This is a genomic window from Pseudorhizobium xiangyangii, from assembly GCF_020531965.1.
Taxonomy (GTDB): domain Bacteria; phylum Pseudomonadota; class Alphaproteobacteria; order Rhizobiales; family Rhizobiaceae; genus Neorhizobium; species Neorhizobium xiangyangii.
The window spans coordinates 55,452-69,502 of the sequence record NZ_JAJAWH010000022.1 but is presented as its reverse complement, the minus strand read 5'-3'; the positions used below and the strand labels follow the sequence as shown (position 1 = coordinate 69,502).

Genomic DNA, 14,051 nt, shown 5'->3' with positions numbered 1-14,051 from the left:
TAATGCAGGTTTACCGTTTCCAGCAATTGCTCAGAGAAGGTCCTGAAGGAATGGGATCAGAGGCTCGTCGGCGGGCGGCATCGGATAGTTCCGAAGGTCGCGCGTCCTGACCCACTTGATCGCCTGCCCCTCCTGCCCCGCCGGTATGCCCTCGTAGCGACGGCAGATATAAAGAGGCATCAGGAGGTGGAAGCTCTCGTAGGTGTGGCTGGCAAACGTCAGTGGCGCAAGGCAGGCCACCTTCGTCGTGATCCCCAACTCTTCGTGCAACTCGCGGATCAGCGTTTCCTCGGGCGTTTCGCCCGGCTCCACCTTGCCCCCGGGAAATTCCCAGAGGCCCGCCAGCGACTTGCCTTCGGGGCGCTGGGCCAGAAGGATCCGGTTGTCGGAATCGACCAGTGCGCAAGCCGCGACGAGAAGAATGCGTCTTGGCTCTGGTGTCACGCCCCAGTCTCCTGCCAGTAGTGATATTCGTAAGCGTCCTGGAAGCCGAACTTCCGGTAAAGCGAAAGCGCCGCCGAGTTGGTATCAACCACCTGAACCCAGGCGCTGCGTGCGCCGCTGATCCGCGCCCATCGCAGCGCCGACGACAGCACTTCGGTGCCTACACCCTGCCGCCGAAAACCCTCCGCGACCGCGAAATTCATGATCCCCGCAAGATCATTGTCCTGAACGCAGAGAGCGACCGCAGCCGGGCCGTCCGGTGCCTTTTCGATGGCGAAAAGCCCGGTTGCGGGCTTGATGGCACCGAGCACCTCGGCAAGCGCTGGCTTCAACGCGGGATCTTCGCCGGAGACGGCAAGGCTCATGTCGATGAAACGACTGACATCATGGCTTGGCAGGTGGTCGAGTGCCTCCGGCAGCTCCAGCCGGGTCAGATCGGCGTTCATTACCTTCACCGTCTCGAACCGCGACCAGCCACGCCCGGCGATGTGCTCAATCAGCGGCTGCGGCGCCAGCGGCGTCTCCCGCAGCATCAATGGACGGCCATAGGTCTCGAAGCGCTTGCCTGCCTTTTCGAGACGAAGATCCATGTCCCGGCAATCGGAAGGGTCGAGCGGCACGACGCAATTCAGCCTCTTGGACGGATGCCCGCCGGTCAGCCGAACCTGCCAGCTTCCGTCATAGAGAACGGTTGCGGCCGGCCAGGCGCGGAAGCCAACAGCCTCGAGGCGGCGGACAAGAGGCAGGTTCGCTGCGGGAGATGTTGCCTGCATCGTTCGCATCAGCTCCGGTAGTCGCCGTTGATGGCCACATATTCCTTCGTGAGATCGCACGTCCAGACGGTGGCGCTGCCATTCCCCAGGCCGATCTCCACGAGAACGGGGATATCCTCCTGCTTCATGACCGCGGTGGCCGCAGCCTCGGAGTAGGCAGGGTCACGTTCGCCGTTGACGGCGACGCGAACATCGCCGAACCAGATGGCCAGACGATCGCGGTCGGCCATCTCACCGGACTTGCCCACAGCCATAACGATACGACCCCAATTGGCATCCTCGCCGGCAACAGCGGTCTTCACCAGCGGTGAGTTGGCAATGGACAGGGCAATCGTCTTGGCTGCCTGATCACTTTCGGCACCGGTGACGGTGATCTCCACCATCTTGCGAGCGCCCTCGCCGTCCCGCACGACCTGCAGGGCAAGATCCTTCAACAGATCGTTGAGCGCTGCGCGAAACCCTTCGAGGCGGGCATCGTCGACCGAGGTGACCGTGGCCTGTCCGTCCGCCGCGGCCGCACCGGTCGCGAAAAGCATCAGGGTGTCGGAGGTCGACGTATCGCTGTCGACGGTGACCGCATTGAAGGTCGGTTCGACTCCGGCCGAAAGCAGCTGCTGCAGAACGGCGGGGTCGATATCCGCATCGGTGACCACGAAGGACAGCATGGTGGCCATGTCAGGTGCGATCATGCCGGCGCCCTTGGCGATGCCGTTGATCGTGATGGTGACGCCGCCAATCTCTGCCGAACGAGTCGCCACCTTCGGATAGGTGTCGGTCGTCATGATCGCCTTGGCTGCCTCAAGCCAGAAGTCCGGCTGCGCCTGGGTATTCATGTCGCCGAGAACACCGGAGAACTTCGATGCATCGAGTGGTTCGCCTATGACCCCCGTGGAAGCGAGGTAGACCTCGTTCTCCTGGCACCCCACGGCAGCAGACGCCGATTTTGCCGTCAACTCCGTCGCGGCCTTACCCTTGAGACCCGTGAAGGCATTGGCATTGCCGGAATTGACGACAACCGCCCGCGCCTGCCCATGCGGCAAATTCACCCGGCAGAAATCCACCGGCGCTGATGGGCACTTGGATTTGGTGAAGACACCGGCAACGCTGGCCGGCTTGTCGAAGACCATCAGCAGAACGTCGGTGCGGTTCTTATACTTGATACCGGCGGCGGCGGTCGCCATGCGCAAGCCACGGAGCGCGGGCATTTCCGGATAGGATTTCGGAGCGAGCGGAGAAACGGAAACTGACATTTCGGGAGGACCTGGCACGAAATACGGAAGGGGCCCGGAAAACCGGGCCCTCGATTATGTCATTTACTGCTGCGGTGCAGGCTGTTCGCCTGCAGCAGGCTCGGCGGCCTGAGCCTTGTTGACGTCTTCATAGCCCTTGCGCAGGGCTTCGTCAGTGATTTCGACCGGCTGCTCCGACTTGGCCTTCTCGACGAGAGCCAGGTACTTGTCACGCATCACCAGCTGGCGAACCTGCGGCTCCACCTGCTCGAGAGGCGGCGCCTGCACGTCGCGGCGATCTTCCAGCTTGATGACGTGGAAGCCGAACTGCGACTTCACCGGGGTCTTTGTGTAGGCACCCTTTTCGAGAGCAAACGCAACTTCCTCGAACTCAGGAACCATGCGGCCCTTGGAGAACCAGCCGAGATCGCCGCCATCGCTCTTGTTGGAATCTTCCGACTTTTCCTTGGCCAGTTCGGCAAAATCCTTGCCGGCATCGAGTTCGCCGATGATCGTCTTTGCCTCTTCCTCGGTCTTCACGAGGATATGTCGGGCATTGACTTCTTCCTGCTTCGGCATGGCGCCGATTTCTTTTTCGTAGCGTGCCTTGACCTCATCTTCGGTCACAGCGTCGACGACATGCTTGCGGAAGTAGGAGTTATGGAGTTCGCGGTCGGTGATGTATTCCATCCGCTTCTTGAACTCTTCCGTGTCCTTCATGCCTTCGTCCGCCGCGCCCTGGGCAAGAAGCTTGACGTCGATGACACCGGAGAGCGCGGCAACGCGCTTTTGGTCGTCCGGCAGCTGGGCAAGCTGCGGGTCGAGGTTTTCAATGGCGAGATCGAGCTCGGATTGGCGGATTTCCAGGTCGCCGACCTTGGCGACGACTGCGTCTTCCTGGGCATGCACGGACGCACCGAAGGAAAGTGCAACGGCAAGGGCCGCGGTGGCGAGGAATTTATGGCGCAACATCAAGTCACCTTTCAAGAATTGGTTGCCGGTCTCAGAAGTGTCCGATCCCGGCCGGAATTGCTTCACAAACATTGGAATGTGGCCTTTGTGTATCGGCCGTCACCGTTGACATCAATCGACCCCCCTCTTATCTGTCACGCAACTTTGCGTCCAGAAAAGTTTCCGGGCGTAGCGGGCGATTTTGCCGGATCTTGTTCCCCGGCGGCGGGTCCCGCGACCCTAAAGAAAGTTAATCAGAAAGGACCATTCAAATGGTCAGCTTTGGCGGATTGGCCCGCAAACTTTTCGGCTCGGCTAACGAGCGCCGCGTTCGCTCCTATAAATCCCGTATTGATGCTGTCAACGCCCTCGAAGATAAAATGAAGGCGTTGTCGGATACGGAACTGACGGCCAAGACCGTCGAATTCCGTGAGCAACTGGCGGCAGGAAAAAGCCTCGAAAGCCTGATAGAACCGGCTTTCGCAGTCGTTCGCGAGGCCTCCCGGCGCGTGCTGGGCATGCGCCCTTTCGATGTCCAGCTGACCGGCGCCACAATCCTTCATGAAGGCGCGATCGCCGAGATGAAGACCGGCGAAGGCAAGACGCTGGTCGCGACGCTGGCCGTCTACCTCAATGCGCTGACCGGCAACGGCGTCCATGTCGTCACCGTCAACGATTACCTGGCCCGGCGCGACAGCCAGACCATGGGCAGGCTCTACGGCTTCCTGGGTCTTTCCACCGGCGTGATCGTCCACGGATTGAGTGACGAGGAGCGCCGCGCGGCCTATGCCTGCGACGTCACCTACGCGACGAACAACGAGCTCGGCTTCGACTATCTGCGCGACAACATGAAATACGACCGTGGCCAGATGGTGCAGCGCGGCCATAACTACGCGATCGTCGACGAAGTTGACTCCATCCTCGTCGATGAAGCCCGCACGCCGCTGATCATTTCCGGTCCGCTCGACGACCGTTCCGACCTGTACACCACGATCGACGCATTCATTCCGCTGCTCGCGGAAGAGGACTACGAGATCGATGAGAAGCAGCGTTCCGCGAACTTCTCCGAAGTCGGCACAGAGAAGCTGGAGAACCTGCTGCGCCAGGACGGCCTTCTCAAGGGCGAAAGCCTCTACGACGTCGAAAACGTCGCTATCGTCCACCACATCAATAACGCGCTGAAGGCTCACAAGCTCTTCACCCGCGACAAGGATTACATCGTCCGTAACGACGAGATCGTCATCATCGACGAATTCACTGGACGCATGATGCCGGGCCGCCGCTATTCGGAAGGCCAGCACCAGGCGCTCGAAGCCAAGGAAAAGGTGCAGATCCAGCCGGAGAACCAGACACTCTCCTCGATCACCTTCCAGAACTACTTCCGCATGTACGACAAGCTGGCCGGCATGACCGGTACGGCTTCGACGGAAGCGGAGGAGTTCGGCAACATCTACCGGCTGGAAGTCGTCGAAGTGCCGACCAACCTGCCGATCCAACGTATCGACGAGGACGACGAGGTCTACAGGACCTTCGAAGAGAAGTTCAAGGCGATCATCGAAGAGATCAAGATTGCCCACGACCGTAACCAGCCGGTTCTGGTCGGCACGACCTCGATCGAAAAGTCCGAACTTCTGGCAACCATGCTGCGCAACTCGGGCTTCGATAATTTCAGCGTTCTGAACGCCCGGTATCACGAACAGGAAGCCTATATCGTTTCCCAGGCAGGCGTGCCGGGCGCCGTGACCATCGCCACCAACATGGCCGGCCGTGGTACCGACATCCAGCTCGGCGGCAATATCGACATGCGCCTGGAGCGTGATCTCGATGGCATGGAGCCGGGTCCGGAGCGCGACGACAAGGAAGCAGCTATCCGTCAGGAAGTGGCCGACCTCAAGCAGAAGGCGCTGGCCGCCGGTGGTCTCTACGTCATCGCCACCGAGCGCCACGAAAGCCGCCGCATCGACAACCAGCTACGCGGACGTTCCGGCCGCCAGGGCGACCCGGGCCGCTCGAAATTCTATCTGTCGCTGCAGGACGACCTGATGCGCATCTTCGGCTCCGACCGCATGGACGGAATGCTGCAGAAGCTTGGTCTGAAGGAAGGCGAGGCGATCGTCCATCCCTGGATCAACAAGGCGCTGGAGCGCGCCCAGAAAAAAGTCGAGGCCCGCAACTTCGACATCCGCAAGAACTTGCTCAAGTATGACGACGTCACCAACGACCAGCGCAAGGTGATCTTCGAGCAGCGCATCGAGCTGATGGATGCCGATGCGGAAAGCCTCGACGAGATCGTTTCCGACATGCGCAATGAGGTCATCGACATCGCGGTGACCAAGCACATCCCCGAACGGGCCTATGCCGAACAATGGGATGCCGCCGGCCTGAAGGCGGATGTCGAACGCATGCTCAACCTCCAGCTTCCCGTCGACGAATGGGTCAAGGAAGAGGGCATTGGCGAAGACGACATCCGCGAGCGCATCACGCAAGCGGCCGACGCAGCGGCCGCCGATCGCGCAGAACGCTTCGGTCCGGAAATCATGACCTATGTCGAGCGCTCCGTGGTTCTCCAGACGCTGGACAATCTCTGGCGCGAACACATCGTAAACCTGGATCACCTTCGCTCGGTCGTCGGTTTCCGCGGCTACGCCCAGCGTGACCCGCTACAGGAATACAAGTCGGAAGCGTTCGAACTCTTCCAGGCACTGCTTGCCAACCTTCGCGAGGCCGTCACCGCACAGATGATGCGTGTCGAACTGGTTCGCGAGGCGCAGCCTTCGCCGGAACCGCTGCCGATGATGGAAGCGCATCACCTCGACCCGATCACGGGGGAGGACGATTTCGCCGGTGGCAACGATTCCGGTCTGCAGGTGCCGCCGGACGAGCGCGATCCGAACGATCCGCAGACCTGGGGTAAGATCGGCCGCAACGAGGCCTGCCCGTGCGGGTCGGGCAAGAAGTACAAGCATTGCCACGGCGTCTTCGAACAGGCTTAGTCCTGTGGACAGGAATTTGAAAATGCCGCCGCGAGGCGGCATTTTTGTTTGCGCTTTCCACAGCCATGGGCCTGTCACCACGGCCGCTCCAAAGGATTGTTAACCCCCTCGTGGCAAGACTGGCTTCGCGTTGTGGGTTGATGTGAGTATTGCGTGCCGATCATGGCGGTCCTCGAAACAGCAGAGAAATATCTGCCACCCAGCCTGCGTGCCAGGTTGAGGCCGAAGCTCGACCATTTGACAGCAGCTCTTTCCTCCGACGGAGAGACCGCCCAGGCCCAACGACAAGCCTTGCTCGCCTTTTCCATCCGGGTCGTCAGCGCGGCGATCGCCTTCATCTCGCAGATCATTCTCGCACGGCTGATGGGCGAGTTCGAATACGGCATCTTCGCCTTCGTCTGGGTAATTGTCGTTCTTGCCGGCAACCTGTCCTGCCTCGGCCTCCACAGCTCGGTGATCCGCTTCCTGCCGCAGCATCGGGCGGAAGGGGATCTGGCGGCCGTACGCGGTCTGCACTACACCGCCCGGATCTTTTCGATGATCTCCGCTAGCCTGCTGGCGGTCGTCGGCTTTCTGGTTCTCCGGTCCTTTGCCGGCACCTTCGAGGCTTACTGGACAGCTCCCCTTTTCCTCGCTCTCTTCACTCTACCCATGATCGCGCTCGGCGACGTGCTGGACGGCACCGCCCGAGCAAGCGGCTGGACAATGACGGCGCTGAGCCCGACTTTCCTGATCCGTCCAACACTGATCCTCCTCTTCATGGTGGGCGCAGTGTGGCTGGGCGCGCCGGACACGGCCGTCACGGCAATGGAGGCAGCGCTGGCGGCCACCTATGTGACGACATTGCTGCAATACATCCGCCTGCACCGGCGCCTGCAGCGCACCTATGGACGCGGAGGGCTTCGGCTTCGCCCCGCGGTCTGGTTCGGGTACTCGCTACCCATCTTTCTGGTCGACGGCATCGGTTTCCTGCTGACAAATGCCGACGTGGTCGTGGTCGGCTTCTACATGCCCCCCGACCAGGTTGCCGTCTACTTTGCTGCGGCGAAGACTATCGTCCTGGTCCAGTTCGTCGCCTTTGCCGTCAAGGCCGCCGCCGCCCCCCGGTTTTCAACCATTCTCGCCGGTGGCGACACAGCCTCGCTTGCCGCTTTCGCAGGCCAGACGGCACGCTGGAGCTTCTGGCCGGCGCTCGTGATAGGGCTCTCGATCCTGCTTGTCGGAGAGCACCTCCTGGCGCTCTTCGGTCCGGCCTTCACAGTCGGCTATGGGCTGCTGCCGATCCTCTTCGCCGGCACCCTCGCCAAGGCCATGGTCGGTCCCGGCGAAGTGCTCCTCAGCATGGCCGGTCGCCAGAATCTCTGTGTCCTGCTGTATGGTGCTGTTCTTGCGGTCAACATCACACTGAACATCATCCTCATTCCGCTATACGGGCTGAGCGGGGCGGCGATGGCAACTGCATGCGCCATGATCGTGGAAGCGATCCTGCTGCATGTCGCACTTCGCCGCACACTCGGCATTCGCATGTTCGCGTTTGCCGCCCCCCTCGCCCCCAAGCATACCAAGGCTGCATGATATGGCTCTACCTCCCGACAGCCGCGATTTTGAAAGCCTCCTGGGGGCAGCCTGGCCGCAGTCGCCAGTACCGGTTCTCCGCACCGACCGCCCCGACGCCGATACGCGCATAGAGACCGGCCGACCGGGCCGAGAACTCTGCCTCTATCCCGCATCACTGGGCTACGACCTGCAGCAGGAACTCGAATTCCTGACCAACCGCGCCATGGAACCAAACATCTTTTTCAGCGCCAGACTGCTGGCGCCGGCCATGCCGCGTATCGATGACAGACAGGTCCGCTTCGCGGTGATCCGCGACGAGCAGAAGAACCATAGCCGCATGCGGCTCCTGATGCCGTTCACGATCGAAAAACCGGGCTTCTCCATGGGGCCGGCCATCATGCGCGCCTGGGCAAACCCCTTCGGGCCGCTCGGCACGCCGCTGGTCGACGCGGAGGACGCTGCCGAGACAATCGACAACCTTCTCGAGGCACTCGGCAACATCGATGCCAAGCTTCCACGGGTCCTGGTCCTGCCGCAGGTCCGCATCAACGGCCGCTTCGCGCAGCTTGCTCGCGCCGTTGCCGTGGGCCGGGATTTGCCGGTCACACTCGCGGAACGGTCCTTGCGCCCGATGCTCGAGAGCCTCGCCACGGCGGAAACCTACCTCAGGAACGCGATTTCGCCCCATCACTACCGGGAAATGCGTCGCCAGTGGCGCAAGCTCGCCGAGCAGGGAGAAGTCGCCTATTCGGTCGCCCGCCAACCCGAAGAGGTCAGGCAGCGAATGGAGGAATTCCTCGCGCTCGAGGCAAAGGGCTGGAAGGGACGCAAGCGGTCCGCGCTGATCAACGACCGCTACCGCGCGGCCTTCGCGCGGGAGGCGATCACCAATCTGGCGGAGATCGATGCGGTGCGCATCCACACCATCGATCTGGATGGCAAGGCCATCGCGGCCCTGGTCGTCTTCGTGATGGCCGGAGAGGCCTACACGTGGAAGACCGCCTATGACGAGAACTTCGCGGCCTGGTCCCCCGGCAAGGTCCTGATGATGAAGCTGACGGAATGGCACCTCGACGACGCCAACATCCTGCGCAGCGATTCCTGCGCCATTCCCGACCACCCGATCATGAGCCGATTCTGGCGGGAGCGGGAAGAGATGGGAACGATCGTGATCGGCCTGGCAGGCAATGCCGACAGGGATGTACGACAGGTCGCGACCCAGCTGCACATGTATAACAGCACCCGCAACATGGCCCGCATGCTGCGGCAGAAGATCATGTCCATTGCCGGACGGGCCGAATAGTCGACCGTTGCTCCATGCCAGTTCTGCCTATTCCGCAGCCGCCCGCTCCCGCAGGACGCGCCGGATCACCTTGCCGGTCGTCGTGAGAGGGAGTTCATCGACAAACGCCACTTCCCGCGGGTACTCATGCATGGACAGACGGTTCTTCACCCAGTTCCGGATATCCTCCGCGAGGCTTGGCCCGGGGGCGTATCCCGGCTTGGCCACCACATAGGCCTTAACGATTTCGGTGCGCAGCGGATCCGGCTTGCCGACCACCGCCGCCAGCCGGACCGCAGGATGACCTATGAGGCAGTCCTCGATTTCGCTCGGCCCCATGCGGTATCCCGAGGAAGTGATGACGTCGTCGTTGCGGCCTATGAATTCGAAGTAGCCTTCGCCGTCCTGACGCCCGAGATCGCCGGTCAACAGCCAGCCGTTGCTGAACTTTGCCGAAGTGGCGGCGGCATCCTGCCAGTAGCCGAGGAACATGACCGGGTCCGGACTTGCGATGGCGATCTGCCCGGTCGTCCCGGTCGGCACCTCTGCCCCGGCTTCATCGACGATGGCGACCCGATGGCCAGGCACCGCGCGACCGATGGCACCGCCACGGGAAACGCCAAGGGCGGCCGAAGAGCCCAGCACGAAGTTGCATTCGGTCTGCCCGAAGAGTTCGTTGACCGTGACGTCGAGCACGTCCCTTGCCCATTGATAGGTCTCTCGCCCCAAGGCTTCGCCGGCGGAGGTGATGGTTCGCAATTCAAGATCGTAGTGAGCGCGCGGATCCTCCACGGACTTCAACAGCCGAAGGGCGGTCGGGGGGATGAAGGCATTGCGGACCTTCATTTCCGACATGATGCGGAAGGCCATGCCGGCATCGAACTTCTGCGCCGGTGACGACACCACAGGAATGCCAAGCATCAGCGCCGGAAGCAGCACGTTGAGAAGCCCGCCCGCCCAGGCCCAGTCTGCGGGCGTCCAGATGCGGTCGCCTTCCTGCGGCGCGAATTCATGTCCCAACTGGAATCCAGGCAGATGCCCGGCAAGGACGCGATGGCCGTGAACGGCAGCTTTCGGCGGCCCCGTCGTGCCGGACGTGAAGATCATCAGGGCCGGATCGTCGGGGCCGGTCTCCGCCGCCTGCTCCAAGGGAGGATATCGATCTATGAGATCGTCCATGGCGACGAGGCCTTCCATGGGAACGTCTTCCGTGACCACGACATGCCGAAGCTCCGGCAGTTTTTCCCGCAAAGCCCGAATCCGCAACAGCCCGAATGCATTGGTGACAATCGCCGACGCGCCGGCGGTCCTCAGCCTGTATTCCAGCGCTTCTTCGCCGAACAGCAGCGCCAGCGGCAGCGCAATTGCACCGAGCTTGTAGACGGAAACATGGGAAATGACGGTATCGAAGCCCTGAGGCAGCAGTAGCGCGACGCGGTCCCCACGGTTGATCCCCAGATCCCTGAGGCCCGCGGCAAGCGAGGATGATCGAGCCGAAAGCACACCATAGGACATGGAGAGGTGGCATCCGTCCGGGCTGAAATGCTGGAGACAGATACGATCGGGTTCCTTCACCGCCCAATCGTCGCATACGACCCGACCGATGTTGAATGTCGAGGGAATTCGCCACGCGAAATCGCGAATGAGGTCATCGTAGGACATGTCGGGAGGCAGAAGCATGGCGCAATTTCACTGAATACGGCCTATCTGCTACCATTGCGCCCGTGCGGCCACAAGGCGCGGCCACACGGGATGTGTACAGGCACTATCTCTGTGCCGTCGTCCGCAGCATCCGGCAAAGAGCTGCCAGTTCAGCATCCGCATTGTTGGACAGGAGGTCGGCGCATCGGTTGAGCAACCGGCGTCGGTTGTCATCGGGCATGGCGTTGAACGCCTGCCGCTGTTCAGGCGTCAGGCCCGGCCCGCCAGTATCGGGACCCTCGGTGCCAGGACCACCCTTTCCGGGACCGCCTGTGCCTGGGCCGCCTGCGCCGGGACCACCGATGCCGATGTCGATACCGAGATCGGCACCCCCACCTCCACCAACGCCTAGCCCCACATCAGCATTCACACCTCCCGCGCCGCCGATGGACGCAGTTGCGCCGGCATCGACACCGCCAGGACCGACATCCGCGTTGACATTGGCATTGACGCCGTTGGAGCCACCGATGGATGCGTTGACGTCGGCAAGACCGCTACGACCTCCAACGCTCGCATCGGCATTAATCCCGCTGGCACCACCCACCGAGGCATCGGCATTGGCAAGGCCACCGCTACCCCCGACATTGGCATCAGCATTGACACCACCCCGACCGCCGACGGAGGCGCTTACGCCCAGCCCGTCGCTTGTACCGATCCCGACGCTGACGCCGCCGACGGATACTCCCGCATCCTGTGCATGAACCTGCCCGACAATGGGCAGGACGAGGCAGGCAGAGAACAGAAGGACGCTTTTACTGGCTTTCATGCTGTAATTCCTCCTTGTGCGCCTGCGCACCATTGGCAGGCACAGGGATGGAACTGCCCGGACCATGCCAAGGTTTCCGCCGAAAGCGCAAAATGTGGTAAAATACCAACCATGGCTTGAACACACGAGCGAATCCGTCCCCGGATGAAGCTTTCCCTTGAGGAGCAATTCCTCCTTGCGCGTGAGCATTGGCGCATGATAGAGGGCTTGCCGAACCTTCCGTGCCCCGTTGGCGGAATTGGTAGACGCGCCTGACTCAAAATCAGGTTCCGAGAGGAGTGCTGGTTCGATTCCGGCACGGGGCACCACTGGATTTCCCACTTTTCCGATCGACCGGACGTCCACGCGCGACGATATTTCGACGTCGCTCACGAAGATTTGGAGCCGTAATGCCGATCGACATGACCGCAATCATTTACAGCGGCATGATCGATGTTTTATTGAGCGGCAGCGGCCAGATGCCGTCCCTCTCAAGGAGAACCGCATGGCGTCCGTGGCATCACCCAAAATTTCGCAGAAGCCGATCGCCTATACCGCAGCCGTAACCCTTGGCATGGTCGCAACCGTCGGCGGCGCGCTCGGTTTCCAGCATATCGGCGGCTACATCCCCTGCGCGCTGTGCCTGCTGCAGCGCGATCCCTACTACTATGGGATCGCCATCGGCATTGCAGCGATGATAGCTGCCAGCTTGCGGATGCCTGCCTGGATTGTCCGCAGCCTGCTCGCTGTGATCGGCATTCTGATGTTGGTCGGCGCTGGAATGGGCGTCTACCATTCCGGCGTGGAATGGAGCTTCTGGGAAGGACCTGCCACCTGCGCCACCAGTGCGACGGGCGTGGCAACCAATGCCGGCAGCCTGCTGGACGATCTCAACGCCTTTCACGGCCCGTCATGCACGGAAGCCTCGTTGCGCGTCCTCGGCTTGTCGTTTGCGGGCTGGAACGTGATCGCCAGCCTGATGCTGGCCGCCGTCGCTTTCTTGGGGGCTTCGAAGAAGCCAATCTAGAGGCTTTCCCGCCTAAGGCTGCAGTTCCGTATCCCAGTAGAGATAGTCCATCCAGCTTTCATGCAGGTAGTTCGGCGGGAAGAGCCTGCCGTTGTTGTGAAGGTCCTGCACGGTAGGCTGGAACGGCGCCTGCATCGGGAACATGCGGGCCTGCTTCGGCAGCTTGCTGCCCTTGCGCAGGTTGCACGGAGAGCAGGCCGCGACAACGTTCTCCCAAGTCGTCTCGCCGCCGTGGGCGCGCGGGATGACGTGATCAAACGTCAGTTCATGGTGAGCGCCGCAATACTGGCATTCGAAGCGGTCGCGCAGGAACACGTTGAAGCGAGTAAAAGCGGGATGCCGGGTCGGCTGGACATAGGTCTTCAGGCTGACGACACTCGGCAACCGCATCGAAAAACTTGGGGACGATACGGAATGTTCGTATTCGGCGATGATGTTCACACGGTCAAGGAAGACGGCCTTGATCGCGTCCTGCCAGGACCAGAGCGACAAGGGGTAATAACTCAGTGGCCGGTAGTCGGCGTTCAGGACGAGCGCCGGCAAGGCCTGTGGAGAAACTGCAATCGTCAAGGGCTACTCCCTACCGATTCGGTATCTGCAGTCTTTATATTAGGTCCGATGCCACAGAATTGTGAAGCCAATTTAATTAGAACGGCACGGCGCTAAGGTATAACCGGCGCGACATCTCTACGCAGGCTTGCCGAATAGTACGCCCAGAACAGCCGGGCTGCCACCGAGCGCCATGGCCGCCATGCTTCGGCGATCGTCGCAAGCTCCCTGGCCGTAGGGCGATCTTCAAGCTGGAACGCGCCTGCAACGGACGCCTGCAGCGCGACGTCTCCGGATGGAAAGATATCCGGGTGTCCGCCGCAGAACATCAGATACACCTCGGCGGTCCAGGGACCGATGCCCGGAAGCGCGGTCAACTCGGCAATGGCGGCTGCCGGCTCCAGCTGCGCAAGGCGCTCGAGGTCGACATGCCCCTCCGACACCGCCTGTGCCAGGCGCCAGAGCGTTGCCGCCTTGGCTCGGGAAAGGCCGAAGCCTGCAATGACGTCCTCCGGGTGACGAAGGTAGTCTTCGGCAGTGAGCGGCCCTGCATCGGAGATCCGCCGCCAGATTGCCGCCGCGCTCGCCTTCGAGATCATCTGCGAGACGACGATGAAGGCTAGACCGGCAAAACCCGGCTCCACCAGCCTGAGCGGCACCGGTCCCGCAGCCTCGATCACCGGCACCAGCCGCGAATCGATGACAGCGAGCGCCGCGATCCCCTTTCGGACATCTTCGTCGTTGCGGATGACCGTCATTTGCTCTCCTGTGGCCGCACTTTACGATTCGTGCCAGAAGAA

11 protein-coding genes, 1 tRNA gene and 1 pseudogene are annotated in these 14,051 nt (G+C 61.7%); 5 read left to right on the top strand and 8 right to left on the bottom strand.

Going from position 1 to position 14,051, the window contains the following annotated elements:
• Positions 1–30 precede the first annotated feature (30 nt).
• From mutT to LH464_RS18670, 4 genes and pseudogenes are all read right to left on the bottom strand, one after another.
• Positions 31–444, bottom strand: a complete 414-nt coding sequence (gene mutT / locus LH464_RS18685) for an 8-oxo-dGTP diphosphatase MutT (RefSeq protein ID WP_226787917.1) — start codon at positions 442–444, stop codon at positions 31–33.
• Positions 441–1,257, bottom strand: a pseudogene (locus tag LH464_RS18680) (GNAT family N-acetyltransferase). The gene mutT and the pseudogene LH464_RS18680 overlap by 4 nt, the downstream one beginning before the upstream one ends.
• Positions 1,226–2,467 carry a bifunctional glutamate N-acetyltransferase/amino-acid acetyltransferase ArgJ gene (argJ, locus tag LH464_RS18675; protein WP_226787915.1) on the bottom strand — a complete coding sequence of 414 codons (1,242 nt, stop codon included), beginning with the start codon at positions 2,465–2,467 and terminating at the stop codon, positions 1,226–1,228. The pseudogene LH464_RS18680 and the gene argJ overlap by 32 nt, the downstream one beginning before the upstream one ends.
• Positions 2,468–2,530: 63 nt before the next feature.
• Positions 2,531–3,418: a peptidylprolyl isomerase gene (locus tag LH464_RS18670; protein WP_226787914.1), complete on the bottom strand. Its 888-nt coding sequence runs from the start codon at positions 3,416–3,418 to the stop codon at positions 2,531–2,533.
• A gap of 251 nt (positions 3,419–3,669) precedes the next feature.
• Here LH464_RS18670 and secA point away from each other — a divergent pair, with 251 nt between their 5' ends.
• From secA to LH464_RS18655, 3 genes are all read left to right on the top strand, one after another.
• Complete coding sequence (gene secA, locus LH464_RS18665; RefSeq protein WP_226787913.1) at positions 3,670–6,390, top strand: preprotein translocase subunit SecA; 2,721 nt, start codon at positions 3,670–3,672, stop codon at positions 6,388–6,390.
• Positions 6,391–6,552: 162 nt separating this feature from the next.
• Positions 6,553–7,965, top strand: a complete 1,413-nt coding sequence (locus LH464_RS18660; RefSeq protein ID WP_226787912.1) for a lipopolysaccharide biosynthesis protein — start codon at positions 6,553–6,555, stop codon at positions 7,963–7,965.
• Between the two features lies 1 nt (position 7,966).
• Positions 7,967–9,250, top strand: a complete 1,284-nt coding sequence (locus tag LH464_RS18655) for a GNAT family N-acetyltransferase (protein ID WP_226787911.1) — start codon at positions 7,967–7,969, stop codon at positions 9,248–9,250.
• 27 nt (positions 9,251–9,277) lie between these two features.
• Here the strand turns inward: LH464_RS18655 and LH464_RS18650 are convergent, their stop codons facing one another.
• Both LH464_RS18650 and LH464_RS18645 read right to left on the bottom strand, forming a co-directional pair.
• Positions 9,278–10,909 (bottom strand): AMP-binding protein, encoded by a 1,632-nt coding sequence (locus LH464_RS18650; protein WP_226787910.1) that lies wholly within the window; start codon positions 10,907–10,909, stop codon positions 9,278–9,280.
• A gap of 85 nt (positions 10,910–10,994) precedes the next feature.
• Positions 10,995–11,696, bottom strand: coding sequence for a hypothetical protein (locus tag LH464_RS18645; RefSeq protein WP_226787909.1), 702 nt, complete (start codon positions 11,694–11,696; stop codon positions 10,995–10,997).
• 223 nt (positions 11,697–11,919) lie between these two features.
• Between LH464_RS18645 and LH464_RS18640 the strand changes: the two genes are divergently transcribed.
• A tRNA-Leu gene (locus LH464_RS18640) sits at positions 11,920–12,004 on the top strand.
• 176 nt (positions 12,005–12,180) lie between these two features.
• Positions 12,181–12,702 (top strand): disulfide bond formation protein B, encoded by a 522-nt coding sequence (locus tag LH464_RS18635; protein ID WP_226787908.1) that lies wholly within the window; start codon positions 12,181–12,183, stop codon positions 12,700–12,702.
• Between the two features lie 12 nt (positions 12,703–12,714).
• Here LH464_RS18635 and LH464_RS18630 read toward each other — a convergent pair whose 3' ends face one another.
• Both LH464_RS18630 and LH464_RS18625 read right to left on the bottom strand, forming a co-directional pair.
• Complete coding sequence (locus LH464_RS18630) at positions 12,715–13,272, bottom strand: HNH endonuclease (RefSeq protein ID WP_226787907.1); 558 nt, start codon at positions 13,270–13,272, stop codon at positions 12,715–12,717.
• Positions 13,273–13,364: 92 nt separating this feature from the next.
• Positions 13,365–14,009 carry a DNA-3-methyladenine glycosylase family protein gene (locus tag LH464_RS18625; protein WP_226787906.1) on the bottom strand — a complete coding sequence of 215 codons (645 nt, stop codon included), beginning with the start codon at positions 14,007–14,009 and terminating at the stop codon, positions 13,365–13,367.
• Positions 14,010–14,051: the final 42 nt, after the last annotated feature.

What these genes read in the sequence shown, in the direction of transcription:
- LH464_RS18650 (WP_226787910.1), bottom strand. Translation starts at nt 10,909, where the DNA reads ATGCTTCTGCCTCCCGACATGTCCTACGATGACCTCATTCGCGATTTC.
- LH464_RS18655 (WP_226787911.1), top strand. Translation starts at nt 7,967, where the DNA reads ATGGCTCTACCTCCCGACAGCCGCGATTTTGAAAGCCTCCTGGGGGCA.
- argJ (WP_226787915.1), bottom strand. Translation starts at nt 2,467, where the DNA reads ATGTCAGTTTCCGTTTCTCCGCTCGCTCCGAAATCCTATCCGGAAATG.
- LH464_RS18660 (WP_226787912.1), top strand. Translation starts at nt 6,553, where the DNA reads ATGGCGGTCCTCGAAACAGCAGAGAAATATCTGCCACCCAGCCTGCGT.
- secA (WP_226787913.1), top strand. Translation starts at nt 3,670, where the DNA reads ATGGTCAGCTTTGGCGGATTGGCCCGCAAACTTTTCGGCTCGGCTAAC.
- LH464_RS18645 (WP_226787909.1), bottom strand. Translation starts at nt 11,696, where the DNA reads ATGAAAGCCAGTAAAAGCGTCCTTCTGTTCTCTGCCTGCCTCGTCCTG.
- LH464_RS18670 (WP_226787914.1), bottom strand. Translation starts at nt 3,418, where the DNA reads ATGTTGCGCCATAAATTCCTCGCCACCGCGGCCCTTGCCGTTGCACTT.
- LH464_RS18625 (WP_226787906.1), bottom strand. Translation starts at nt 14,009, where the DNA reads ATGACGGTCATCCGCAACGACGAAGATGTCCGAAAGGGGATCGCGGCG.
- LH464_RS18635 (WP_226787908.1), top strand. Translation starts at nt 12,181, where the DNA reads ATGGCGTCCGTGGCATCACCCAAAATTTCGCAGAAGCCGATCGCCTAT.